This is a genomic window from Paenibacillus sp. WLX1005 (assembly GCF_046603685.1).
Taxonomy (GTDB): Bacteria; Bacillota; Bacilli; order Paenibacillales; family Paenibacillaceae; genus Saccharibacillus.
Map to the genome: position 1 here is coordinate 3,237,529 of NZ_CP176756.1, position 24,951 is coordinate 3,262,479.

A 24,951-nucleotide genomic window follows, 5' to 3' on the forward strand; every position below is an offset into this window, starting at 1 on the left:
TTGATTCAGCGGTTAAGCCAGTAATTCATTCATACCGTAAATTGCTATATTCGTATAGACTAGTACTCTTGAGAAGATACAAAAACAGCTTCTATACCGAATCTAATGTTGACGATTTCGGATACAGAAGCTGTTTTACTATACATGCGAATATTCAGTAATCATAAACCAACACTATCTATCACGCATGGACTGCTATGCTCAATATTACAACACTCCCAATCCATCCTGCTATTCCAAATACTCCGACAATTCAATCAAATTGCCATCAGGATCGCGGATATAGACAGAGGCGATTTTGCCCATAGCACCAGTCCGCTGTACTGGACCTTCCTCTAGCTCAATGCCGAGCTGATGCAGATGAATCATCACCTTTTCCAGACTACGGTCGATGATAAAGCATAGATCAGCCGAACCGGGCTGCGGCACATTCGCTTTAGGTTCAAATTCATGACCGACCTCGTGCAGATTGATCTTCTGCTGACCGTAATGCAATGATTTGCGTCCCTCGCCAAACGTCTCCACCCGCATACCGAGCACATTTTCATAAAATTGCAGTGTAGCTTCTATATTCTTAACTGTTAGCACGAGATGATCCAGATGACGAATCATAGGTAATCCCTCCTCTAGTGTACCTATTCCCCTTATGAATGATCTCCATATTCCTCATGCATTCGCTGCTCCAGTACCGCTTCCTTTTCCGCTTTGCGTGCTTGACGTTTGTCTACACCACTCGCCAATACCATATACAACGATGGCACAACGAATAGCGTTAATACGGTGGAAAACACTAGTCCGAACACAATCGCAATCGCCAGCGGACGGAACAATTCTTCTCCGACTGTTGCCATCGGCAGTAGCGCCACAATCGCTGCCAGCGAAGTGAGCAGAATCGGACGGAAACGAGCGGAAGCGGCTTGAATAATCGCTTCTTTCATCTCCATGCCTTCATGCCGCGCATCCTCGATAAATTCGATCAATACGATCCCGTTCCGCACGACGATCCCGGCGAGCGAGATAACACCCATAATCGACATGAAACCAATCGGCGTCTGGCTGATGAATAGACCAAGCACACCGCCCGCCGCTGCGAGATAGACAGTAGTCATGACGATTAGCGGAATCCACATGGAGTAAAACTGCATCGCAATCAGAATGAAGATCAACACAACGACAATCGCGAACAATCGACCGAGATCGGCGAAAATATCTGATTGCTTGGACGTTTCCCCACCAGTTTCCCACGTGTAGCCTTGCGGAAATTGAATCTGATTCATCCCTGCACTTACATCCTGCATCACTTCCGTAGCCGTACGACCGTTAACATCTGCTTCAATCGTATTGACCCGTGACAGATTGTAATGACTAATCTGCTTAATGGAAAATGACGGATTGATCGTAACTAGCTGTGATAGCGGCACCTGCACATTGTCCGCACTCGTCACATTTACTTGCTGGAACAGCACCGATGGATCAACCGTAGACGCATCTTTCATGAAGATTTTGATATCTACCAGATCGCGTCCATTGTCAAAATCTCCTGCACTCACACCTGTACCCATCATGAGCAGCGTTCGAGTCAGACTCTCATATGTGACATTATAGCGATCCAGCGCCGCCTTATTCACTTCGAAGTCCAGCGTATAGCTCTGAATGCCCATCGTATCGCTAATATTGCCTGTACCACTGACACCAGCAACGACATTTTTCACCTGATCAGTCAGCTTACGCAGTTCTTCCAGATCCGTACCAGTAATGCGAATCGATACCGGCTTACCGACTGGAATCCCTAGCTCCGTCTGCTTGATCGATAGACTGACCTGCGGGAATTTCTGCTTGAGCAATGCAGGCCATTCATTCACCGCCTGTGTACTGTTGAGCAGCGTATTATCACCTTTGAGCAGAATCTCCGCCTTGTTCGTGCCATAGGTTGCTACATTGGTAATGTTATAAAAGAGCGGCGGAGCCGAACCGCCTGCTGAGTACGATACCGTCTGCACACCAGACTGCTGCTGCACCCATTTTGCCATATCACGTACCGTTTTGTCGGTATCCTCAAAAGAAGAACCAGTTGGCATCGTCATATCGATAGTCAGCTCCGCATTGGTCGATTTAGGAAATAACTGCACTGGTGTAAAAGCAACCAATCCGTAGATCGCCGTACTGATGATCAAGCCCAGCAATCCGATAAACAGCGGATGCTTGAGCACCCCCGGCATCATACGATGTGCATACCAATCCGTCGCCTGCTGAATCTGCTTGCCCAGTAAGCCAGCAGGCTTGTCATTGCGACGCTTCTTGCCGCGCAGCAATTGACGACGTTCATACCATTCGCGGAAGATTGGGATGATCGTCAGCGACATCGCCATGGATGCCAGCATTGCCAGTGAGATAACGACCGGAATCGGCTTGATAAATGAACCGACATCCCCAGTTAAGAACATTAGCGGCGCAAAGGCAGCAATTGTAGATAGCGTTGCCGTCAAAATCGACAGCGCCACTTCCTTTGTCCCGCGAATCGACGCATCATGTGGATTCTCTCGCAGCACGGTCAAGCGTCGTTCAATATTGTCATTTACTACAACTGCATCATCAACCAGAATCCCGAGTACGATAATGAGTCCGACTACCGTCACCTGATTGAGCGTAATGCCCATCGACGGCAATATAATCATCGCCATCGCTACCGAGATCGGTATCGCCAGTGCAACGAACGAGGAAGTGAGCAGATTCAAGCCGAGCATACAGACAATAACGACTACCGCGATAGCGATCATCGTCTCATGTAGCAGATTGTTGAAGATTCGATCAGTTTCATTTTTCTGAGCAAATAGCGACGTGATCTTCGCATCAGCTGGTAGTGTCAGCTTCAATTGATCCATCTTGGCATTAACGCTATTGTATACACTTGGCACATCCGAACCAATTTCGCTGTTAATAAGCAGCGAGATAGACGGCTGACCATTGTAATAACTCAAGTACTCCGCTTTTTCATTGGTCATCGTAACAGTGGCAACATCCTTGAGATAGACCGGCGTTCCTTGCTGTGAACGGAAGACTACGACGTTCTCCAAGGTGCTTGCTTCATGATTGGCAGGCACGGTTAGCTGATAACTGCGGTCGCCATAATCAAGTGTACCGGTTGGCACACGGTCATTTTCCGATTGTACCGCCTGCATAACCGATTCCCATGGAATGCCGAATTGTTGTAGCTTTGCCATGTCCGCATCGATACGTACTTGACGTTCTGGCAGACCGTTAATCGTTACGTCCGTCACACCTTCGACCGAACGCAGCTGATCGCGCCAGTCATCCATCAGGTTTTGCATACTTTCCAGTCCTTTGAGATCAGGACCATAAATAGCAAATGCCTGTACAAATGATTTGGTCAAATTATCATTGATGATCGGTGCATCTGCGCCGTCCGGTAGATCCGCCTTCGCGTCTTCGACCTTTTTACGCAGCTCGCTCCAGACGGTTGGCGCATCGGCAGTTGGCTGCGTCTCCACGATAATACTGGATACGCCTGCACTGGAGGTGGAAGTGACCGTCTTCAGATTGGATACTTCCTTGATCTTCGATTCCAGTACCCGCGTTACTGTCGTCTCTACCAGCTCCGGCGTCGCTCCAGCATATACAGTCGTTACCGTTGCCTGCTTCACGACAATATCAGGCATGAGCTGACGCGGCAGTTGTGATGCGCTGAATACGCCGATCAGAATCAACATAATGAAGAACAGAATCGTAATTTTGCGTTTGCGAACGATATACTTAATCATTGCTGCCGTCCTTCTGCTGAGTAGCTGCCGCATCGAACGAAGATGAAGTTGTATCAATCGTATCGCCCTCGAACAGTCGATCCGCTCCGGAAGTCACTACGATATCACCGGCTTTCAGACCGCTAGTGATGACGAGCTGATTGTTGTAAATGGCACCCGTTTTCACCGAGGTGCGCACAGCTTTGCCTTTGACCTCTTTGAACACATACGGTTCGTCATTCGTGCTAACGACCGCTTCGACTGGCACCATAATGCCTTTCTCCGCCTGCACCTGACGCGATGCTTTGACGACCTGACCGGGTTTCCAGTCACGCTGTGGATTGGCAATCTGGACTTGGGCGCTGATCGTACCCGTATTGTCATTGGTCTGCGGATAGATGCTAGTCACCGTACCGGTGCGCTGCTGGTCATACAGACTGATGCTCACCTGTTGCCCCTTTTTCCAGCTGCTAATGTCTTCATCTGGAATCGGTAACAGCACCTTCAACTTCGTAATCTCACCGATTGTAAAAGCAGGACTGCCTGCGGCAACCGTTTGTCCAACGGCGATGTTTTTCTCCAAAATCACGCCGCTTGTCGGTGCGTTCAGACTGGCTTTGGAGCGTGCCAATTGTGCTTGATCCAGACCGACCTGCGCCTGATCGACACTTGCCTGTGCCTGTTCAATGCCTGCCTGCGCTTGCTGCAAGCCAGCACTTGCCTGCTCGACGCTTGCTTGTGCCGACTGTACGCCAACCTGTGCTTGTTTTACAGCTGCCGCCGCTTTGGAACGATCGGAGCTGCTCGCGCCTTCCAGCACGAGGGATAATTGCTCCTGCGCATCTTGTAAACTATCCTTTGCGGTAGCAAATGTTGTCTGCGCCTGCTCATTCTCCTGTTGAGTGAGCAACCCGTTATCATATAGACTTTGTGCACGTTTTTCCGCAGATTCTGCCTGATTATACGCCGTTTGTGCCTTGCTGACGGCATTGCGCGCCTGCGCTTTCTCCTGCTCACGCGCTCCATCCACAACCCCCTGCTCCTGACTGCGCGCGCTCTCGACCTGCGCATTGGCAGAAGCAACACCTGCCAGCGCAGCGGAACGCACCGCCTGAGCATTGCTGAGCGATGCTTGCGCACCTTTTACACCTGCCTGCGCCTGACTGACTGCTTGCTGTGCTTCGCTGACTTTCAGGTCAAGATCGGCAGTGTCCAGTATGGACAAGGTTGTACCTTTATTCACAGAATCGCCCACATCGACTGAGAGCGATGATACCGTGCCGCCAAGTTCAAATGAAACCGGCGATTCCTCCAATGCTTGCAACGTCCCGGACAGATCATACACCGCTGTCAACGGCACCTGCTTCACCGTTGTTACCGATACCGGATTCACTGCCGCCGGTACAGTCTGTTCCGCCGAACAACCCGCCAGCAACACCGTCAATGCTACCGGTGCAGCGAACCATGATACATATTTGTTTCTCATGCTTCTACTTCCTCCTGCCTGTTTATATCAAAAAAAATATTCCTTAGACGAGAAAACGACGGATCGTATTGAAGATTTGTTCATCGCTCAGCGGCTCATAATATCGTTCCCACTCTGTCGTCAAGGAATGATACAGATGCCCCAGCACGAAGGCAGTCAGGCGAATATCGTCGATTTGCACCAATTGCTGCTCTACTGCTTTTTGCAATAAGGTCATCACCGAGCGCATCGTCGCTTCATCCATCTGATCTAGCGCATGTTTCGGTGCAGGTGTACCAAATTCCCTCGCTTCCTGAGATAATTTATCCATCAGACTGTAATGACGTCGACTCATAATCGCTGCATAAATGGCGCGGTACAATCGCTCTTCCGGTGTCCCTTCCGAACTCAATTCCACCTCTACCCGCTCGATCATATCCTGCACACAACTATCGATAATCGCGCTGAGAATATCTTCTTTTGTCTCAAAATACAGATAGATCGAACCTTTACTAATTCCGGCACTTTTGGCGATCCGCTCTACGGTCGTTCCTTTATAGCCGAGTGTGGAAAATACCTCTCTGGATGTATTGATAATTTTGGCGTATTTCTCATCCTGACGGTGATTGCTCATACTTGTGCTCGCTCCTATCGGTATATAATCCAGCATAAATGAAACGCTGATTCGCTCCTGCTCCTGTTCAAGTTCCGGCATATGCTCATCCCCCTCAGCGGTTGATTGTTTTGCCTATCTCTATATAGAAATTGACTTCGTAACAAAAATGACTAAAAAACCATTTCAGTTCTATGGTCAAAATATAGCATGACGATTTCCAGATTGCAAACCTCATATGTATTTATGTTTGAGCTGCTAACACATTCATCTGACATGCAGACTATAAGATCATATGGACTGGTGTAAGTATTCCTTTATTCATGCACAAAAAAAGCGCCCGCAGGCGCTCTCTCAAAACGTTCTCGTATATTGTTCCACTAGCAACTCTTGAAGTACTTCTTTTGTATCCTTATTATGATTGTGGATAAATCCGTTCCCATCATAGACTTCTTTGCTTTTATAAATATCATTACCTTTGACCGTAAAATTGTTCATTCCAATCGTTACGCTCCACTCCAATGGATAATGACTAGACAGATTGCATTTGGTCGGCACTCCCTGCTCTTGTAGCTCATCAAGTAGATGCTTTAACAAATCGCTTACCTCTTCGCCAAAGCTCTTATGCTTCAGATAGCGCTGGGTAATTTCTTCTTTCCAATCCATGGTTGCGAATTCCCTCCTCTATCAATTCAAATATGTCAGTCAATTAAGCCTCCCCCCAACTTGAAAATCACTCTTTCAAATTATTCACCTCAGCACAATGCAATTGAATCTGGATGTAATGTAATAATTTTACTACGTTTATTTTTATATAAGCAAACAAGTTAAGTAAACAGAACAATTTGACAAAATTTTTCTAATTACGTTTTAACGTGATAGTGGAGCAAGAAATGAAAATTGAACCGGTACAATATGCTCGTGTGGCTCATACTCGCCTTCCATCTGCGCATGTAATAACTGAACCGCCCACTCTGCCATACTCTGTTCATCCTGTACAATGCAGCTTACACCGGGCAATCCCGAATCATCGAAGGAGATCATTTCGGTTACACCATCTCGTCCCAATTCATGCAGTGATGAATGCGTCAGCTCCGCTGCTTCCGCTGTTAACGCGAAGATCGCCGTCACATACGGATATTTACGCAAAAACGCACTCACATACTGTTGTGCTCCCGCTGTCCGTAAAATGTCCAACGGCACATGACAGAGCAAGTTTTTGTCAATCGAAATATGCTGATCCATATACGCATGTTCCATCCCAATTGTCCGATCCTGAATCGCTGTATTCGTATTATCCGGCGAAATAAGCGCAATATGCCGATGACCCTTTTCCAGCAAATATGATACTGTTCGGTAAGCGCCCGTGAAATTATCCGACGTTACCCGATACGTCTCAATATTGCGCAAATACCGATCCATGAAAATAAACGGAAACTTGTCCAATGACAGTCGCAGCAGCGATTCGCTGTATTTCTCATCCTCCGTCGGGAAGACGATCATCCCGCGTACCTGCCTAGCCACGAGCATACGGATTGCCTCTGTCTCATTCACCGCCGACTCACGAGTAATGTGCAAAATAAGCTGGTACCCTGCCTGATTCGCATAATACTCTGTATAGTCCACCAGTCGCTGAATGACCCGCGTCTTCATCGTTGGAATGATCAGACCGATGACTGGTGATAATGCTACTGGATTACTTTTCAGAGGAACATTCATCTCCTCCGACAATATACCGGATATGCGTGTTCCCGGCTCCAAGGAGACAAAGGTTCCTTTCCCCTGAATTCGTTTCACCCAGCCCTCTTCAGCAAGCTCAATCATCGCATTTTTGACTGTAATTTTGCTAACCTGATACTCCTCCATCATCTCTTGCTCAGATGGCACACGATCACGATAGCGCAGCTCGCCAGAACGTATCTTCTGCTGCACATGCTGTTTGATCTGCTTGTAGAGTGGCAGTTTCTTCACATCTATTCACCTCACTTTCTTCAACATAACAACGTCATATAACCCTTCGCAAAAACGTGCTTATCAACTACATTCCAACGCAATCGTATTCTTTTCACAAAAAAATAATAGATAATGCTGACATTATCTTACAAAGTGTTAACGCTTTCAATATAAAAGTTTAACCGTAACAAAAAATATATTTTTTATAAATTTATAACCAATTGATTATATAAATTGAAAAAATTGCGATTTATAATACGTGAATGAAGCGCTTACAAAATTACGATGGAGGTTTGTTATGAAAACAACCGGACTTCTGCTTACCCTGCTACTCGCCGGCTCCCTCACTCTGGCAGGCTGCGGCAACTCCGCTTCCCAGACCGGCTCGTCCACCAGTGATCCGAATGCCAAAATCACCCTGTCGGTCACGCATTACATGGTTGAGAAGCCCAAAGTCGACACATTCAAAAAGCTGACTGACCGCTTTACCGAGCTGCATCCGAATATTACCTTTGACGTACAAGTCATGCCGGTAGATAAGTACAACGACAATATCAAGATGAAAGTCGCTGCCGATGATCAGCCTGACATCATTTTCGGACGTCCGCAAGGCATGGTCGATATTACCAAGTCCGGTGCGTTCCTCGATCTGTCCAATGAACCGTTTATGAAAAAAGTAAAATCCGACTACCTGCCCAACGTTTCGTATGAAGGCAAAGTATATGGTCTGCCCATTGATCTGATGACCAACGCCGTCATCTACAACAAAGACCTATTCAAAAAAGCTGGCGTAGAAGTTCCCAAAACATACTCCGACCTGGTGCAAGCCGCCAAAACACTGCAATCCAAAGGCATCACTCCATTCGCAGCTTCGTGGAAAGACGGCGCATCGTACATGAGCTTTATGTTCCCTGATATGTTCGGCAATCTGCTCAAAGACAATCCAGATTATCCGGGTCAAATTATGGCAGGTGACAAGAAATTCTCCGATATTCCTGGCTATCGTGACTTCCTGCAACGATTGAATGAGCTGAGCAGTTATGCCAATACCGATGCACGCGATATCGACTATGACCGCTCGCTGCAATATTTTGCTCAAGGCAAAGCGGCGATGGATATTATGGGTAGCTTCGCAATTGGAACGATTCGCAGCTACAACCCGGAAGGTAACTTCGGCGTGTTCATGTACCCGGCAACTGACAATGCGGATGAGAACGTAATGACGTACTCTACCGACGATACATGGATGATCGGCGCACATTCACAGCATCAGGATGTTGCCAAGCAGTTCTTCGAATTTATGGCTTCAGATGAAGGTGCGCAAATCTGGGCAGATGGCGTACAGACGATCAGCACCATCTCCGACGATATCAAGCCGAAGGAACAAGATCTCATTGCTAAGGAGTTCCAAGATATTTTCCAAACAGGCAAAGTGATCAACAATCAGGTGAAACCACTCTGGTACGGTCAATACGATACGACGTTTGGGCAGGATCTCACCTTCTTCCTCGTCTCCGATCCAGCAACTCGCAGCGTAGACGAACTGCTGCAAAAGCTAGACGATGACTTCTCACGCATCAACCGGATGCGGTAAGACGATAGATATTGCAAGACATAATGAATGATCACGGAGGTGAATGTTATGACGCATCGACTGCGGGATGAATGGGTAAAATTCTCCTTTGTCGTCCCGGCACTGCTCTTTTTCGGACTGGTCGTTGTCTTCCCGTTTGTCCGCGGTCTGAATATCGCCTTCACCAACTGGGATGGCATCGCTACTAGCTATGATTACGTTGGACTGCGGAATCTACAATTACTGTTTACCGATCCTGAACTGCTAGCACCGGTGAAAAATACGCTGTTCTTCACCATCGTGACTACACTATGTATTAATGTGTTTGGCTTGCTACTAGCGGTTGCACTCAATACGCGCTTCCGCGGCGTCAATCTGCTGAAAAGCTTTATCTTCATGCCAATGGTGATCAGCCTCGTACTGGCAGCGATCATCTGGCGGTACATTTACAGCGATATCTTCCCAATTCTGTTTCAGACGAGCGGTGGACTGCTTGGTAATCCGTCTACTGTTATGCTGGGAATCGCCATCATCTGTATTTGGAAAGAAATCGGTCTGGCGATGGTGATCTATTACGCCGGTTTACAGACGATTCCGAAGGATATCTACGAATCAGCGCGTATCGACGGTGCTAGTAGTGTGAAACAGTTCAGCCGCATTACCGTGCCGCTGCTGCTGCCTGCCTTCACCTACTGTATCCCGCTCTGGATCGGCACCGGGCTACGTCAGTTTGATTACCCGATGGTCGCTACCAAGGGTGGTCCGGGTACATCTTCCCAGACGCTGGCGATGTATGTGTACAACTATGAATTTCCGTACTTCATGGCAGGTTACGGGCAGATGGCAGCACTTGTACTATTCATCTTTATCCTGATCGTTACCGTCTTCATTACTAGCTATTTCCGCAGAAAGGAAGTGGAATATTGAACTCCACCCATACCGGCGTTCCCGCCATGGCAGCGGAAGAACCACGTCCGCGCCGTTCGTGGACGCATCTGCTGCGGATTGCCATGTTGTATGTGATCGGTCTATTGTTCCTGTTCCCGTTCTACATCGCGGTCGTCTATTCGATCAAAACACCGGTCGAAACCGCACAAAGCCCGTTATCCTTCCCAACCCATATCGCTTGGTCAAACTATGCACAGGCGATTGAAGCATCTAACTTCTTCCTCGCACTTCGCAATAGTGTACTGACCACGGTAGGCACGGTCGCGCTGACGATCGCCGTCTGCTCGATGGCAGCGTATGTCATTGCACGGAATAAGACGAAAATGTACACCTTTTTCTATTATATGTTTATGTCCAGTATTATGCTGCCGTTTCAGGTATTGATGTTCCCGCTGTACAAGACGTGGAGCGAGCTAAGTCTACTAAACACGATTCCGGGTCTAATCATTGCACTAACCGGGGTGCAGATCGGGTACTTTGCCTTTCTGTACGTAGGCTTTATCAAGACCGTGCCGAAGGAATTAGAAGAATCAGCGGTACTGGATGGGGCATCGCGGTATCGGACATTTATCAGCATCATCTTCCCGCTGCTTAAGCCGATCAATTCGACTATTCTGGTGCTGAGTGCGCTTGGGGCTTGGAACGACTTTGTCGTGTCGATGATTCTGGTGCAGAAGAAGGAAGCATCGACGCTGCCGCTAGTGCAGTTTCAGTTTTTTGGGGAGTATACGTCACAGGTGAATATGGCGTTCGCTGCGATTATCCTGTCGATGATCCCGATCATGCTGTTCTATTTATTTGCGCAAAAATGGATTATCGGCGGTGTGACTGCTGGGGCTGTGAAGGGTTAGGGTGGGATACAATGTATCTAAAATGAATCAGAGACACTATCGCTATAAATCAAAAAGAGTCGCTATATCATATAGCGACTCTTTTTGATTAGTCTTTTTTATTTCCTTTCAATTCAGCAAAGATCAAATATATGATCCCGACTACTAGAGAAATAATACTCCAAGTGGTTAATGTTCCACCCACATCATTTAATAGCTGTTCAAAGGTGGTATTGTTTAATACGACACCTGAGCGATAAATATTTGTATAAATATTGGATTACAATTTAGGAACAAAGTCTTCGCCAAACGACGAACGCATTTGAGACTGTACATTTACAGCTTCATCCAAATGAGAAGCCGGAGCTACAATGTATAGTGGGTTGGTAGAATCACCTTCATCAAGCCATTGCTCAGATCCCCATATGTTAATATTCTTAAAATCCTTATCAACCCAGATCAAGCCCTGATTAGAAATCATATAAGGAGCCTGGTTCGATTGATACGTCAAATTCCCTTGATATATGTTGTTATTCTCGTTGGAAACTACCATTTCTAACATAGTATCATGTTTGGAAAAAGGCATAGAATCAATAACAACTGTACCTTCAAAAGTAGTTTTCCCGAAATACGGACGATATAAATGTCCATCAATCTTCACTGACGTCTGTTTTGCAGATTCAGACTGATTCTCAATAAATTGAACAGCGGAACGAGTCACATGTATTTCTTTAGGAAACTTGTAAAATGTCAAAATCAACATGATCAAAATCAAAGCAATGATCGGTACAATTACTTTTCTCATAATGTCCTCTTTGTTTCATCCTTATCCTGCTTACATAATGAAATCATACTCCTAAAGCAAAACTCGGATACTTATATTTGTAGTACGTGTTGCCTTCTTTTCTTAAAAATATGTATGGCGGCTTATCCGGAGTTCTATTTGCTTTATACAAACGATCCTTATACATCCCATCTCCATATACAAACTTCTCTAAATCATCCATTTCCGCTTGCACCGTATCCACATAATTCAGTGCATGCCCGCCATATGCAGTTACAACAGGCGCACCTGCAAGTATTCGTTTCACATTGGGATAAATACCTGTTTTCTCATGCCTAGATAAACTATACTCCGTACCAACATATGCTCCCCCTACTACCAGCATAATTAACAAAACTTTTACAGACCAGTGTATTCGCCGCATAGCATCCCCTCTCTATGTACAAACACCGGATGCAGTTCCCCACACCCGGCAGTTCAGATTATTTTATTATCAAATATCAAAAATTCTCATTCACAATCCATTCCGCCTTCGCATCATCTGGACGGAAATTCGTAAACACCTGATTCATTGCATGACGAATCGCTGCTTCTGGCGCGTGTTGCCCGGTCTGTTCCAGTACATCTGGTGCCGATTCTTTGCCCGGCTGGTAAAAGTGGCTGACGTCGTGGTAATACAACTCATCCCGCCCTTGCTTAATACGGACAGCCAGACGCGTCTTACCTAACTTCGCATGCTGCACCCAGATTTCCCATTCCCCGATAATCGTATACCGTTCTGTTACATATTCGTAATCGTCAAAAAGCTTACCCATCTCACTCATGGTCTATACCTCCATTTACAGAAATTCGTAATTGATCATGCTCTTTTCTGAAATCTATTGGTTCATTAACCATTTATCGCCCTGACGATTACGTATTATAGTGGTGGCTGTTATATGAAGTCAAATTTTGCCCTGTTCATCAGCGTGCATTGGATAACCATCATAAAAGCGCCTGTAGCGCAAATCCCACTACAGACGCCGATTTATCCATTTACTTGTCCCGACAATCAGATCAACCGTGCAATATTCCGAATATCTTCTGCCGATCCTGCTAATTGTTCCATCGAAGCCGCGATTTGCTCTGTTGCTGCTGCTTGTTGTTCACTTTGTTCAAAGCAATCCACCAATGTACTGTCCAACTTGGCAATGCTCTGCTGAATCGTTTTCAAAATCTGTTCAATGTCTTTGGCTGACGATGCGCTGGAATCCGCCATTTTGCGAATTTCGGTAGCAACTACGCCGAAACCGCTACCATGTTCGCCCGCATGTGCCGCTTCAATCGAGGCGTTAATACTAAGTAGTCGCGAATTGTCCGCCACCTGCTTGATAAAACTCAACATCTCGTCCGTCTTCTTCAACTCGCCCACGATCTGACTACCGAGTTCTTTGAGCTGTTGAATCTCCTGATTCAATTCCGTCGCTGTTGTCGCGATACTGTCCGTTGCCGAACGTACTTCCCCCGAACTGACTGCCAGATTCTCTGCGGCTTGCGTGAGCACCTGCTGATTCTCCAAGCTAATGCCCATCGTCAGCACACCCTGCACTTTGCCATGGTCATCCTTGAGCGGAACGGTCGTCGATTTGAAAGGAAAGCCGTATACTTCCGTTCCCACATCCGTACTCAAAAATTCCCCGTTAGTAAGTGCTCGCCGCAACCCACTCTGCTGCGGGATCGTTTGCCCTTCTTTTAGACCAATATTCAGCTTCTTACCCGGATAATAGTTCAAAAACTTCTCCGTATCCGCAAACGCAAACATCACATCCATCGGAAACAACTGCTGAATAATCGGTAGCGAAATCTGCAACGCTTCCTGTAACTTTTCAAAATCATAAACCGGCTGACGACTCACAATGACCCACTCCTACCTATTTATATTTCAGTTACCAATTTAGCATAAGGCATACGGCTATGCAGTGAGATCCTGCGGTGCTTCTGTATTTTATATCGGTTATTTGAAGGATGAAGTGAAAGAAATTCGACAAGTTTCTTTCTTTGGTAGGGTTAGTGTGAAAGAGGATTCTGTCCTATATGCTCTTGTTATACAATTTGATATGCTGACTGGATATATTAGTTAAATAAATTAGGCATTGTGCATGCAAGTAATGAATCTTAATCCCTATATCTATTTATTACTATACATCTATAATGAAATACATATTTTCCAATTAAAAGGAGTGATGAATATGAAAAAAAGCGTGATTTGGAATTTGGTTTTTTGCTTACTATTATCGAGTGGCATCCAAAACAAAGTATATGCTGAAGGCGATTCTGCAATTAACACGGAAGAACAAACATCGTTATCGACTCCTCTAATCGATACTGCCTCTGAAGATTCTACAGTATATACGGATGTCTATACTCCTCAAGCATTACCTCAAAAAACACTAGGCGAAGATGATGTAGCAACTCAGGAAAATGTTCAAAATGATGTCTATGCGAGTTCTATCTATCAGCAATTAGAAGACTTTAAGATTGATACTCCGTATGGTATGGATTATTACAATAAGTTTATTTTTGTAGCCCAAGGAAAAAATGGAATATCCCGAATATCTTTGACAACAAGTAAAATCCATGTAATTGTTGGCAAAAGTGCCAATATTGATTTTCGCGCAGTAACTTTAGATAAATACGGAAATTTGTATTATACAGTACGCAGTAGTCTACAAGTATATAAATTTATTTTTGATTCCTCGGCGCCGCTGCCCTTATCCGCTGAACAGTTTATGAATCAAAGTATCGCTTACACCGATCCTGCTGCATACGGATACGATAGTCGAGATATACAAATTAGCAGTATTGGGTTCAGCCACGATAATCAATTATACGTTTCTCTGTTTCGTCCAGATTACGTCTATTCTGGTTTAAGACCTCAAGGATTGTTAAAATGGAATCCTTCACAGTCTCATTTTGACCCTATAATTAATGATCAAGTTTGGAGTATTAAAAGTATTGATTTTGATAGTCAAGGTAATTTGCATCTTCAATTACCAGGCGATTACAATGAACCTCCATATGAACTAGATCAACTCAGTAAGATCTCACGTAGTCAGCTGAATAACTGGCCTATCGAAAAAGAAGATATACCTCAAAGATATTTTCACTCTCCACGCAAAATTTACGGTTTAGCTGTTCTTCCTAATGGTCGAATCTATGCTTCAGACAGTACTTCTATTTTTGCTCCTTTTCCTAGTTCCAAACCCATTCTTACACTAAATGGTCAAAAATCGATCAAATTATTGCAAGGACAACCGTATAACGAATCAGGTGCTTCCATTGAAGACGAAACATACAACAATATTCCACTCACAATAACGTATACTTTAGACGGAAAGCCTGTGGATCACTTAGATACATCTGTAATTGGTACTTATCAAATTGATTATAATGCTGTCAATCCTGCTGGGTATGCCGCAGTTACCCAAACACGTACAGTTACTGTTACATTGTTACCGGCGGATTTATCTGACATTTATTTGATTGCTCCGGGCAGTATGGATGCTGATGCTAGAAATTTATATATTACTGATAAATATAATCAACCTGGCGAAACGGGGGGAATTTATAAAGTCTCTTTATCTAATTACCAAAAGTCTTTACTAGTTCAGACAGATCAGACGTTTAGCGCACTTGCGGTCGATGAAAAGGAAAATTTATACTTTGCTTTACCTCATGATAGTCGGATCGGTAAAGTGAATATCCGCGATCTTGATTCGTCGGTACCTTTAACATCCAATCAGTTTTTTGAACGCGCAGAATATGTTCAGCCTTTTGCCAATCAACCTAAATGGCAAAACCATACGATAACTGGGTTGGATTTTGACCAACATGGCAAACTTTATATTACCCTACAATTAAAAGGAGGATACGATGGTTATTCGATCCTAACACGTACAGCAGCTGCTGATTTTCTAGTGACTGGGCCTGCTGTAAATATTCCATATGATATTAAAGATATCTCATTTGGGCCTTCAGGTAATCTGCTCATTCTCGGCGCGCGTCCCGACAACTACAATTATCGGATTACTGCCTCGCAGTTACTCCACTTTTCCTCCAACATTCTCCCTGAAAAGATGGTGGGAAGTTACACGGAGTATGCGATTGTAGGGCTTGCTATTCTTTCAACAGGAGAAGTATATGTAAGTAATTCCTCTACAGACAGTACGTATTTTCCAACTCTTCTTCAAAAAATGCCTTTTAGCGAACCTGCTCTACCCAATCCTGCTCCAGTATCACCGCCGGTTATTACTATAGATCGAAATGAAGTCTCACAGTTCAAAGACGATCTGTATTACGAACGTGGATTTACAGTTCAAGATGCTACCTATGCTGAGTCAGAGCTCACGAAAAGTATCACCTATTCTTTTCATGGTAAAACGATTCCTGCTATAGATGTTCATACGGCTGGCGTATATGTTGTCCATTACAATGCTATGAATCCAGCAGGTGTATCTGCAATAGAGAAGATACGGATCGTCACTGTAAGGTCTGCTCCATACGACCTTTTTGAATGGGATATCGATGCGATCAAAGGTCTGGGTGCTAATAGCAAAGATGTATATGTAACCAGTGCATTCAATGAACAGAATCCTAATTACGGTCTGCTTAAAATCTCTCTTGCTACTATGAAAAAAACGAAACTTGCAGACCTACCTTCAGGTCAAGCCATTACAGCCAAAGAAAATGGAGATCTATTCTTTTCCCGTTATGGATTTGATAATATGTTTTACAAAACTCCAGCAAGTCAGTTCACTGAAGGAAAAGTTCTTTCGTATAGCGAGTTAATGCACGGTAGTCAGACATTTCAACCATTCAAAGACAACGATGTGAAAGGCAATACTGTAGAAATTACAGGTCTGGATTGGGATGCGACGAACCGTTATTTGTATGTAGCTGGTTCGTTTACCAACAAAAAAACGCATAAAACCACATCTAAAGTGGTACGTTTCAAAGATAACGATATGCGAACGTACACACCAATCGCTACCTTTAACAAAGGTACTCATGATATAGAGATCAGTAGAAATGGAAATTTATACGTGATTTTGGATGGCTTCAAATTATATAAAGTCACAGAGAAGCAGTTGAATAATCGTCCGTTAACCATATCTGATTTCACAAACATAGATAATCCTTGGGGTGATGAAGCGATTGTCTTTTTACAAGATGGATATGGGTATGTCAGCAGTATGTCGAGTAGAAATAAATCTGGTTCCAGCTTTGATGTACTACTGTGGTCTATAGATTGATGATGTGATTTATCATGAGATATAGAAAAAAGAAATTTCTACAAATGAAGTACGTTGATTGAATTGAAATGCCAAAAGTCCCTTTGGAGATCATCTTGTATGTAAAACAGGTGACTCTGGAGGGGCTTTTGCATATATATTAATGAATCTTAATCCCTATATCTATTTATAATTCATTATTCATATACTTTATGTATACATATTTTCCAATAAAAGGAGCGATTATGATGAAACAAAGTGTAATCTGGAGTGTGATGATTTGCCTAATCTTCTCAGTCGGTTGGATACATCCAACTGATGCCGCAACTACTTCTACGCCTATAACAGAAAAAGGTGATTCTTCCACCGTCCTTGTATCTAATCCTGATTCTACAGTACGTACTGATGTATATACATCGCAAGAGAGTTCGAATGTTGCTTCTTTACAAGCAAATACTACGGTTAGACAGGCTGTTTATAAAATAGTATTGGGTTCAATCAGCAATCCATTTGGAATCGCTTATCGAAAAAATCATGCTTATGTTGCACAAGGTGGAGAAGGAATACTTCGGATGTCTCTGACCAATAGCGATCAAAGAGAATTTGTATATGGAGAACGAGTCTACGATGATAATGATGATTTTTACGAATACAAATATATTTTTCATTCTGTAACTAATGATAGTTATGGTAATCTCTACTACAATCTAGAGAATGACAACATTATTCGCAAATTTACATTTACCGATTCTACCCCTAGTAGTATGAGTGCTCAGGAATTTTTGGATCAAAGTACAGTATATGCTGAATATGTTTCACCTGCTAATCAGAAAAAATTGATTATTAGTGGTTTGGCTTTTGATCGAGACAATCAGTTATATATTTCGGCTTATAGTGATCTTACCGTAGGTTCTACTACGACTCGAGGAATATTAAAATGGAATCATGATTCCAAACAATTTCAAATCGTGTTTAAAGATAAAGCACCTTATGCCAGTAGTATCGCTTTTGATAGTAAAGGCGATTTATATTTTAGTACTAAGTCTGATCACCCTTCCGTTATAACAGGTATCAATAAAATACCGGCTACTGCGCTTAAACATTTACCTGTCTCTATTGAACAAGTTCAGTCTTATTTTCATGACGACACGGTTATTCGTGGAATGATATTTCTTCCGGATAATCGAATATATGTAACCATTGACGAAAGTATTATAGCGCCATTCGCTGACTCTAAACCTATTGTCCGTTTGCTAGGAAGCACGGAACTAACGATATTTCAAGGAGATCCTTATACAGAGTTAGGAGCCGTTGTCGACGATGAGAACTATACAAATGTTCCTATACAAATGACCTACCGTTTACATGGGAAATCTGTATCTGGTATAGACACTTCTGTAGTAGGAGAATATATAGTCACCTATTTTGCAGTAAATCCAGATGGTGTTCAATCATACTATTGGAACCGCTATGTTACAGTCAATCCTCTGCCTTCCGATTTAGTAAGCTTAGGTTTAAAAAATCCTCAACATATGGATTATGCTAATGGATCTATTTATATTATGAATAAACCGAGGTATGATCCTTACGGTGAATCTCAAAAGTCTGGTATTTATAAAGTATCTCTAGATCATTATAGACCTACATTAATGATTGAGACAGATGCTTTAGATGGGTCATTTGCTTTTGATCAGCGGGGGAATTTTTATTTTGCTACCAATTATGAGATTGGCAAATTAGATGCCCGCTATCTAAATACTTCTACACCTGTGACCTCGGAAGAACTTTTCGCCAAAGCAGAATATTTTCAGCCTTTTCGTAATAATTTAGATTATCATATGATAACCGGACTGGATTTTGATGAAGAAGGCAAATTATATATTACAGCGAACATAAATAAAAAGGGTTCCGATAGCCCTTTTTCTATTCTCGCAACAACCACAGCGACTGATCTATTAGTGACTGAACCTAGAATAGAACTTCCTTTTGCAGTTAACGATATATCGTGGGCGCCGTCGGGCAATCTGATCCTACTGGGCAAAGATGCTCATTATCGACTTACAGCATCACAGTTACTTGACCTTTCTTCGGGTGCTCTAGCTCAGCCTATACCTAATACGTCTACACACATTGGCATTGTTATTTTGCCATCAGGAGATGTGTATGCTAGTGGTTCTACTAACAATGATTCTGAAGCGACTATTCAAAACATGTCCTATAACGAGTCAGCTTCTAATCCTCCGATTCCTACAAGTGCCTATCACTTAGAAGATTTTTATATTCCTAATGCTTATGGAATGGACTATCATAATGGTTACGTCTATCTCGCTCAAGGAAAAATGGGACTATCCAGAGTATCATTAGCTAACTGGAAATTAACACCGATTGTTTCGAGAATCGCATCAGACGCATCGTATGCTGCTATTATTTCAGTTGCTTTGGATTCAGCAGGTAATCTTTATTACACAACGACCTCAACAAGCGATGAAGTCACACTTGTAAAAAGAATAGCCGCAGCAGATATTCCTTCGGCTCCCATAAGCATGACTGAACTAGCTCAGCTGAGTACTGACTATGCATCGTTTCCTTTCAGGTCATTTAGTAGTCTTGCGATTGACCCGAAAGATCAGTTGTATATAGCACAATACAATGATTTAGATCATCCAAGTGGGATTTTTACATGGAATCCAGATTCCAAACAATGGGTATCTATGTTTAAAGAGTCCCTTAAAGGTATTGAGTATATTGAATTTGATATCAAAGGCAATTTGTATTTTTATACACGCAACAATGATATTCAAAAATCTATTTCAGCAGGTATCTATAAAATTTCGGCTGATCATCTGAATCGTACGTTGCCATTATCATTTAATCAAATCAGTTTATATCGAAGTGAAGATCATACCATTTCAGATAGTCAAAGCTTGATGTTTTTACCAAACGGTTTATCTTACGTATCCGATACCAAGGCGATTACACGTCTGTTTCCAGCATCTAAGCCTATTATTTCTATAGATCATACAGAAGTTTCATTATTTCAAGATGATTTGTACTACGAACGTGGATTTACAGTCAGTGATGCTACTTATACTACTTTTGAGAAAAGTATCACTTATTCTATAAATGGTACAATCATCCCTGAAATCGACATTCATACGCCAGGAGAATATACCGTTCACTACAACGCGGTCAATCCTGCGGGAGTAGCTGCACTTGAAAAGACAAGAATAGTCACAGTATATCCTACACCTACAACGATCAACCAATGGGATGTTGATGCGATCAAAGGCATGGGGGCTAATAGTAAAGATCTGTATCTAACGAGTGCATTCAGTGAGCAGAATCCTAACTATGGCTTGCTCAAAATCTCTACAGCTACGTTGAAAAAAACCAAGATTGCAGACTTACCTTCCGGGCAAGCCGTTACCGCGAACGAAAAAGGAGATATTTTCTTCTCACGCACAGGTTTCGACAATATGTTTTATAAAATTTCAGCTAATCGATTAAGTGAAGGCAAAGTATTGTCTCACAGCGATCTTATGCGTAACAGTGAGACCTTTAAGCCATTTACCGATGAAGAAATCAAAGGCAATACGGTGGAAATCACAGGTCTGGATTGGGATGAGAAGAATGCTACCTTATATGTAGCTGGTACGTTTACCAATAAAAAAACGCATAAAACGATATCCAAAATTGTACGGTTAAAAGGGACGTATTTGCAGAGTTCTACACTGGTGGCTACCTTGCAGACAGGTACACATGATATCGAAGTGAGTAAATACGGGAATTTGTATGTGGTTGTCGATGGATTCCAACTATACCAAGCAACCGCTGCTCAGCTCAGTCAGCAGCTCCCTTTGACGCTGAATCAATTCAAAACAATAGATAGTTATGGAGATGGAGCGGTCGTCTTTTTACAAGATGGACAGGGATATGTGAGTAGTATGTACAACAGAAAGAACTATGGTTACAGTCTGAGTCGACTTTCACAGAAAGACTAATTTTTGATTTTATGTAGATGATTCTTTATATCATCGATAGAACACCCTCCGGTAAGTACAAAAAAAGACATCTGATATCATAGATGTCTGGTCTTATCCCTATCAAGTAGACACTAAAAAAGTACCATTTCTCAAGAAATGACCTTTTCTCGAAATTCTTTCGGGGAGAGGTCATTTCGTTTGCTTTCAAACCGTTCCTCGTTGTAATGGTTCAAATACTCTGCAATGTGGTGCCTTGCTTCTTCCATCGTTTTAGGATTGTTCAAGTTCAATTTCTCAGTCTTCAGATGTAAAAAAACAACTTTAGCATAAGGCATGCAGCTATGCAGTGAGATCCTGCGGTGCTTCTGTATTTTATATCGGTTATTTGGAGGATGAAGTGAAAGAAATTCGACGAGTTTCTTTCTTTGGTAGAGTTAGTGTGAAAGAGCACTCTGTCCTATATGCTCTTGTTATACAATTTGATATGCTGACTGGATATGTTAGATGACAACGAAGGGTCGATTGTGCTTATGAATGATGAAACAACGTATGATGAACTGATGGAATATTTTACGATGCAGCGGGAAATTGAATTTCTGTATAAAGGTATCTCGTATGCCTTTCTGTCAGTGAAAGGTGGATTTGTGCTGGTGCGCGAGAATCGCATTGTGACGGATGTATATGCGCACCCTATGGAACTGGCGCATGAAGCTGTTGTCGATGGAACTCCTTTTCTGGAACTGTTCCAGCGACAAGAGATTGAAATTGCGCTGGTGTTGTAGGTAGTACGAGTTGGATCAGTGCGCTATCGCTGGAATCTTGGATATAGCTAAGCATGGTGATCTTTTTGGATTTGAAAAGGGGCTGTGTTGCTCGTGCTTAGATGCTGTTGGAAACGCTGGATTTCGTTCATCGCTTGCTGCTCCTTGCCGAAGATGCCAACAGTAAAGGCAGATTCGACGGTTCCGTCTCCGGCGTAGGCGGATAGGACAGTTGCGTTGTCTGAGGTTTCGGCGGTGAGCGCAATGGCTTGGACACAGATTTTTTGATTTTGGCTGATGATCCACATATGTAAAAATCTCCTTTAGTACAAAGTAAGAAGGCAACGCTACGATTGCTTTCTTGACCTATTATAGCAACATTTTGTTTCTTTTTCTATATAAAAGCAACGATTTGTTACCTCTATTCTTTTGGTTATTTTGTTACCTTATACTCTATTGTATAGAGGTGATAATGTGCTGAATAGTGAACGACTAAAAAATGAGCGTGTGTTGCAGAATCTTACTCAAGAAGATATGGCGAATAAATTAGGAATTACTCGACAGGCTTATGGTAATTATGAAGCAGGCAAAAGAGATGTTGATTCGCAGACTCTTGTGAAATTAGCTAATATATTGGAAATATCAGTTGATTATTTATTAGATTTATCTACTTCTAAAACTCAGTTGAATAGCACTAATCCTATTCAGCAAGCAATAGAAACTTGGACGCTAAAAGAGTTAGAATTAGCTGTAATAGTAGTAGAAGGTTGGAGAAAAATCAATAATTGAGTAAAGTGTATTTTTTTAACTAACAAAGCAGGTTGCCTAAAGGGCACCCTGCTTTGTTAGTTAAAGAAGTTTGTATATACTTTTTTCTTTCCGATAAATTAAACTCTTTTCAACATATTTTAAATAATTCTCATTTCTATCATCTAGTAGCATTACAAATTTATCTCTTGCTCTAGTAATACAAACATAGTGATTTTCGACTTGATGATTATTCGCGCTATTATTTGCAATATTATATTGGCTACTAAACCCAAATACTTGATCAAACTCTAGACCTTTCGCCCCAAATACAGTCATAATTCTATGCTTTTCTTCATTTAACAAGTAGGCTTTATCGTAATCAGGATTATTTATTGTTTCTACAAAATCATTAATTTCATTGTTTGTTATACTGATTCCTAAATAATTTGATAAATCCCTTAAAATTTCTTCCAAACTAGATAATGAAGTATTTAAATTAATTATACTATCAATTGCGTGCACATTATCTTTATTTATGTTTTCAAAATAAATATCATTTAAAAAATCATATATAGAATAATCATTATTTTTATAATAGTACGCTAAGCATTTTAAAAGATGATTATTTAAAGAACCATTATCTAAAGGGGTACGTGGAATAAAGATAAAATTATATCCAGCCAAATTCAATTCTTGTTCTATTGATTTAGCATGAATGGTGAAGTTAGAAATTATAGTTACTTCTTTATCAATATCTATAATTTCTTGTTGTATTAGATTTTTGAGAGTCTGAACTATGTTATCAAATCTAGCTAATATTACATTTTCAATATTGTCGCCTCTTTTTTGAAATTGATCAATATCATGAAAAAAATTAGCATAATTTTGAATATCAATATGACACCTAAAATTATGAAATAATTGATAATGTACAAAGTCTTCTCTCTCTAGGATCTCAAAAATATTTGAAGTTGCTCCCCTCCACTTATATATTGCTTGTTTTTTATCTCCAACTATCATTAGCTTAATACCAATCTCTTTTCTTAAAAACATAAAAAAGCGATGCATTTGTTCATCCGAATCTTGGTATTCATCAATAAATATCATGTAATATTTCGCCTTTAAATATTGTCTTGCTGCAATTGAATTTTCCAAAATGTAACAAGCTAATTGAAATTTAAAATTCTCTGTTGCGCTTGTATAAGTGCCAAGAATATTTTTTTCTTTTAGTAATAAGAATCCTTCTTTTGATTCAGAAAATTTATAGGCTGAACTATAATTGACTGTAAAATCATTAGAATATTCATTCTTAAAAAACTCTGTATCTTTAAGAAAAGGACGTATAACTTCAAACTCGACAAAACTATCATTCGTCACTACAATTGCTTCAAAACCCATTTTGATTATTTTTTTCCTGATTTCTTCTGTCGCTTTTGTAGTAAAAGTTATTGCTGCCATAGTTCTATGATCTTTAATATATTTATTGGAAGTGTCATTCATTTTTCTCACTATTATTGTAGTTTTACCAGAACCAGCACTTGCTGATACAACCATACATTCTTCTTCTCTCAATATTTCGTCACGGGTTTTTTGATCAATGATAAGTTCAGTCATTGTTGTTCAACTAACCTCCGAAGTACCATAAATAATTCATGGTTATAGATATTTTTACAATCTTCATCAGATAATTTTTTAATTAATTCAATCATATTAATAAGCTTTTTTTTCTGCAAGAAAATAATGGCTTCTTTGTTTGGAAATGCCTCTTCCATTCGTTCTGCTATAACTTCAGATAGATCATTTTCCAAGTCGATTTTTGAAAGGTAAATGCCTTCTTGCTTTAGTAGTTCAATTGTAGCAATTTCACTTTCATAAATTTGTACTTTATTAATTTTCAATGTTCTTTCTTTAACCTCATCCACTGTCTCGTCTTCATTCATTTTCAATCGGGGGAAATTCTACCGTTATATTGTCTAATTTAGGTTTATTAATTAGTTTCATGCATCTATTAAAACCTAATAAATTATATTTTCCACCTCTAACCGCTTGAAAATCATTGTCTGTTTTAACAAGAGTTTTTATTGATAGAGCCTTTAATGTATCCACATAAGGTTTAAAATCTATACCGTCTACTTCGAGCAAATACCCACCGTTTGATTCATAATCTGGTGCTACTACCGATAGTATTTTTTCAAATAAGATTTTTTCAGAAGGGCCCTCTACTAAAAGAACTGTATTTGCAAATAATGCTGTTGCCAAGGAA

The 24,951-nt window shown here is 41.8% G+C and carries 22 protein-coding genes; 7 read left to right on the forward strand and 15 right to left on the reverse strand.

What is annotated here, in order from left to right; translation table 11 throughout:
* Positions 1-231 precede the first annotated feature (231 nt).
* The 6 genes from ACE3MZ_RS13815 to ACE3MZ_RS13840 form a co-directional block, all read right to left on the reverse strand.
* Entirely contained in the window at positions 232-612 is a 381-nt protein-coding gene (locus ACE3MZ_RS13815; RefSeq protein WP_411342738.1) for a VOC family protein, read from the reverse strand.
* Positions 613-644: 32 nt separating this feature from the next.
* Positions 645-3,779, reverse strand: a complete 3,135-nt coding sequence (locus ACE3MZ_RS13820; protein ID WP_411342739.1) for an efflux RND transporter permease subunit — start codon at positions 3,777-3,779, stop codon at positions 645-647.
* Positions 3,772-5,244 carry an efflux RND transporter periplasmic adaptor subunit gene (locus tag ACE3MZ_RS13825; RefSeq protein ID WP_411342740.1) on the reverse strand — a complete coding sequence of 491 codons (1,473 nt, stop codon included), beginning with the start codon at positions 5,242-5,244 and terminating at the stop codon, positions 3,772-3,774. Before ACE3MZ_RS13825 ends, ACE3MZ_RS13820 begins: the two co-directional genes overlap by 8 nt.
* A 43-nt stretch (positions 5,245-5,287) precedes the next feature.
* On the reverse strand, positions 5,288-5,938 hold the full coding sequence (locus ACE3MZ_RS13830; protein ID WP_411342741.1) for a TetR/AcrR family transcriptional regulator: 651 nt from the start codon (positions 5,936-5,938) through the stop codon (positions 5,288-5,290).
* Positions 5,939-6,190: 252 nt separating this feature from the next.
* The gene (locus tag ACE3MZ_RS13835) at positions 6,191-6,502 is read right to left on the reverse strand and encodes a hypothetical protein (protein WP_411342742.1); all 312 of its coding nucleotides are present in this window, start codon (positions 6,500-6,502) and stop codon (positions 6,191-6,193) included.
* Positions 6,503-6,706: 204 nt separating this feature from the next.
* On the reverse strand, positions 6,707-7,807 hold the full coding sequence (locus ACE3MZ_RS13840) for a GntR family transcriptional regulator (RefSeq protein ID WP_411342743.1): 1,101 nt from the start codon (positions 7,805-7,807) through the stop codon (positions 6,707-6,709).
* Between the two features lie 280 nt (positions 7,808-8,087).
* On the opposite strand from ACE3MZ_RS13840, the gene ACE3MZ_RS13845 reads away from it, so the two are divergent.
* Genes ACE3MZ_RS13845 through ACE3MZ_RS13855 form a run of 3 tightly spaced genes read left to right on the forward strand, consistent with a single transcriptional unit; the run spans position 8,088 to position 11,161 of the window.
* Entirely contained in the window at positions 8,088-9,383 is a 1,296-nt protein-coding gene (locus ACE3MZ_RS13845) for an ABC transporter substrate-binding protein (RefSeq protein WP_411342744.1), read from the forward strand.
* Between the two features lie 48 nt (positions 9,384-9,431).
* Positions 9,432-10,289 carry a carbohydrate ABC transporter permease gene (locus ACE3MZ_RS13850; RefSeq protein WP_411342745.1) on the forward strand — a complete coding sequence of 286 codons (858 nt, stop codon included), beginning with the start codon at positions 9,432-9,434 and terminating at the stop codon, positions 10,287-10,289.
* Entirely contained in the window at positions 10,286-11,161 is an 876-nt protein-coding gene (locus tag ACE3MZ_RS13855; RefSeq protein ID WP_411342746.1) for a carbohydrate ABC transporter permease, read from the forward strand. Before ACE3MZ_RS13850 ends, ACE3MZ_RS13855 begins: the two co-directional genes overlap by 4 nt.
* Positions 11,162-11,420: 259 nt before the next feature.
* Here the strand turns inward: ACE3MZ_RS13855 and ACE3MZ_RS13860 are convergent, their stop codons facing one another.
* The 4 genes from ACE3MZ_RS13860 to ACE3MZ_RS13875 form a co-directional block, all read right to left on the reverse strand.
* Positions 11,421-11,945 (reverse strand): hypothetical protein, encoded by a 525-nt coding sequence (locus ACE3MZ_RS13860; RefSeq protein WP_411342747.1) that lies wholly within the window; start codon positions 11,943-11,945, stop codon positions 11,421-11,423.
* A gap of 43 nt (positions 11,946-11,988) precedes the next feature.
* Positions 11,989-12,348: a hypothetical protein gene (locus ACE3MZ_RS13865; protein WP_411342748.1), complete on the reverse strand. Its 360-nt coding sequence runs from the start codon at positions 12,346-12,348 to the stop codon at positions 11,989-11,991.
* Between the two features lie 76 nt (positions 12,349-12,424).
* Positions 12,425-12,748 (reverse strand): hypothetical protein, encoded by a 324-nt coding sequence (locus ACE3MZ_RS13870; RefSeq protein ID WP_411342749.1) that lies wholly within the window; start codon positions 12,746-12,748, stop codon positions 12,425-12,427.
* 227 nt (positions 12,749-12,975) lie between these two features.
* Complete coding sequence (locus ACE3MZ_RS13875; RefSeq protein ID WP_411342750.1) at positions 12,976-13,818, reverse strand: methyl-accepting chemotaxis protein; 843 nt, start codon at positions 13,816-13,818, stop codon at positions 12,976-12,978.
* Positions 13,819-14,152: 334 nt separating this feature from the next.
* On the opposite strand from ACE3MZ_RS13875, the gene ACE3MZ_RS13880 reads away from it, so the two are divergent.
* Positions 14,153-17,215 carry an immunoglobulin-like domain-containing protein gene (locus ACE3MZ_RS13880; protein WP_411342751.1) on the forward strand — a complete coding sequence of 1,021 codons (3,063 nt, stop codon included), beginning with the start codon at positions 14,153-14,155 and terminating at the stop codon, positions 17,213-17,215.
* Positions 17,216-17,439: 224 nt separating this feature from the next.
* Entirely contained in the window at positions 17,440-21,195 is a 3,756-nt protein-coding gene (locus tag ACE3MZ_RS13885; protein ID WP_411342752.1) for a hypothetical protein, read from the forward strand.
* A gap of 131 nt (positions 21,196-21,326) precedes the next feature.
* Here the strand turns inward: ACE3MZ_RS13885 and ACE3MZ_RS13890 are convergent, their stop codons facing one another.
* Positions 21,327-21,512: an IS3 family transposase gene (locus ACE3MZ_RS13890; protein WP_411342753.1), complete on the reverse strand. Its 186-nt coding sequence runs from the start codon at positions 21,510-21,512 to the stop codon at positions 21,327-21,329.
* Positions 21,513-21,707: 195 nt separating this feature from the next.
* On the opposite strand from ACE3MZ_RS13890, the gene ACE3MZ_RS13895 reads away from it, so the two are divergent.
* The gene (locus ACE3MZ_RS13895; protein WP_411342754.1) at positions 21,708-21,959 is read left to right on the forward strand and encodes a hypothetical protein; all 252 of its coding nucleotides are present in this window, start codon (positions 21,708-21,710) and stop codon (positions 21,957-21,959) included.
* A 47-nt stretch (positions 21,960-22,006) separates the two neighbouring features.
* Here the strand turns inward: ACE3MZ_RS13895 and ACE3MZ_RS13900 are convergent, their stop codons facing one another.
* Positions 22,007-22,246: a hypothetical protein gene (locus tag ACE3MZ_RS13900; RefSeq protein ID WP_411342755.1), complete on the reverse strand. Its 240-nt coding sequence runs from the start codon at positions 22,244-22,246 to the stop codon at positions 22,007-22,009.
* Positions 22,247-22,412: 166 nt separating this feature from the next.
* On the opposite strand from ACE3MZ_RS13900, the gene ACE3MZ_RS13905 reads away from it, so the two are divergent.
* Positions 22,413-22,727 carry a helix-turn-helix domain-containing protein gene (locus tag ACE3MZ_RS13905; RefSeq protein ID WP_411342756.1) on the forward strand — a complete coding sequence of 105 codons (315 nt, stop codon included), beginning with the start codon at positions 22,413-22,415 and terminating at the stop codon, positions 22,725-22,727.
* A gap of 60 nt (positions 22,728-22,787) precedes the next feature.
* Here ACE3MZ_RS13905 and ACE3MZ_RS13910 read toward each other — a convergent pair whose 3' ends face one another.
* From ACE3MZ_RS13910 to ACE3MZ_RS13920, 3 genes are read right to left on the reverse strand one after another with little or no spacing between them, the layout of a single operon-like run.
* A complete protein-coding gene (locus tag ACE3MZ_RS13910) occupies positions 22,788-24,302 on the reverse strand; it encodes a UvrD-helicase domain-containing protein (protein WP_411342757.1) in 1,515 nt (504 codons plus the stop codon).
* Positions 24,299-24,634 (reverse strand): hypothetical protein, encoded by a 336-nt coding sequence (locus tag ACE3MZ_RS13915; protein ID WP_411342758.1) that lies wholly within the window; start codon positions 24,632-24,634, stop codon positions 24,299-24,301. The genes ACE3MZ_RS13910 and ACE3MZ_RS13915 overlap by 4 nt, the downstream gene beginning before the upstream one ends.
* Positions 24,621-24,947 (reverse strand): ATP-dependent endonuclease, encoded by a 327-nt coding sequence (locus ACE3MZ_RS13920; protein WP_411342759.1) that lies wholly within the window; start codon positions 24,945-24,947, stop codon positions 24,621-24,623. Before ACE3MZ_RS13920 ends, ACE3MZ_RS13915 begins: the two co-directional genes overlap by 14 nt.
* Between the last annotated feature and the right edge of the window lie 4 nt (positions 24,948-24,951).

Bases quoted from the DNA above. Each gene is read 5' to 3' on its own strand.
- ACE3MZ_RS13845 (WP_411342744.1), top strand. From the start codon at position 8,088: ATGAAAACAACCGGACTTCTGCTTACCCTGCTACTCGCCGGCTCCCTC.
- ACE3MZ_RS13890 (WP_411342753.1), bottom strand. From the start codon at position 21,512: ATGCCTTATGCTAAAGTTGTTTTTTTACATCTGAAGACTGAGAAATTG.
- ACE3MZ_RS13825 (WP_411342740.1), bottom strand. From the start codon at position 5,244: ATGAGAAACAAATATGTATCATGGTTCGCTGCACCGGTAGCATTGACG.
- ACE3MZ_RS13870 (WP_411342749.1), bottom strand. From the start codon at position 12,748: ATGAGTGAGATGGGTAAGCTTTTTGACGATTACGAATATGTAACAGAA.
- ACE3MZ_RS13830 (WP_411342741.1), bottom strand. From the start codon at position 5,938: ATGCCGGAACTTGAACAGGAGCAGGAGCGAATCAGCGTTTCATTTATG.
- ACE3MZ_RS13850 (WP_411342745.1), top strand. From the start codon at position 9,432: ATGACGCATCGACTGCGGGATGAATGGGTAAAATTCTCCTTTGTCGTC.
- ACE3MZ_RS13910 (WP_411342757.1), bottom strand. From the start codon at position 24,302: ATGACTGAACTTATCATTGATCAAAAAACCCGTGACGAAATATTGAGA.
- ACE3MZ_RS13865 (WP_411342748.1), bottom strand. From the start codon at position 12,348: ATGCGGCGAATACACTGGTCTGTAAAAGTTTTGTTAATTATGCTGGTA.
- ACE3MZ_RS13900 (WP_411342755.1), bottom strand. From the start codon at position 22,246: ATGTGGATCATCAGCCAAAATCAAAAAATCTGTGTCCAAGCCATTGCG.
- ACE3MZ_RS13815 (WP_411342738.1), bottom strand. From the start codon at position 612: ATGATTCGTCATCTGGATCATCTCGTGCTAACAGTTAAGAATATAGAA.
- ACE3MZ_RS13835 (WP_411342742.1), bottom strand. From the start codon at position 6,502: ATGGATTGGAAAGAAGAAATTACCCAGCGCTATCTGAAGCATAAGAGC.
- ACE3MZ_RS13885 (WP_411342752.1), top strand. From the start codon at position 17,440: ATGATGAAACAAAGTGTAATCTGGAGTGTGATGATTTGCCTAATCTTC.
- ACE3MZ_RS13895 (WP_411342754.1), top strand. From the start codon at position 21,708: ATGAATGATGAAACAACGTATGATGAACTGATGGAATATTTTACGATG.
- ACE3MZ_RS13820 (WP_411342739.1), bottom strand. From the start codon at position 3,779: ATGATTAAGTATATCGTTCGCAAACGCAAAATTACGATTCTGTTCTTC.
- ACE3MZ_RS13880 (WP_411342751.1), top strand. From the start codon at position 14,153: ATGAAAAAAAGCGTGATTTGGAATTTGGTTTTTTGCTTACTATTATCG.
- ACE3MZ_RS13860 (WP_411342747.1), bottom strand. From the start codon at position 11,945: ATGAGAAAAGTAATTGTACCGATCATTGCTTTGATTTTGATCATGTTG.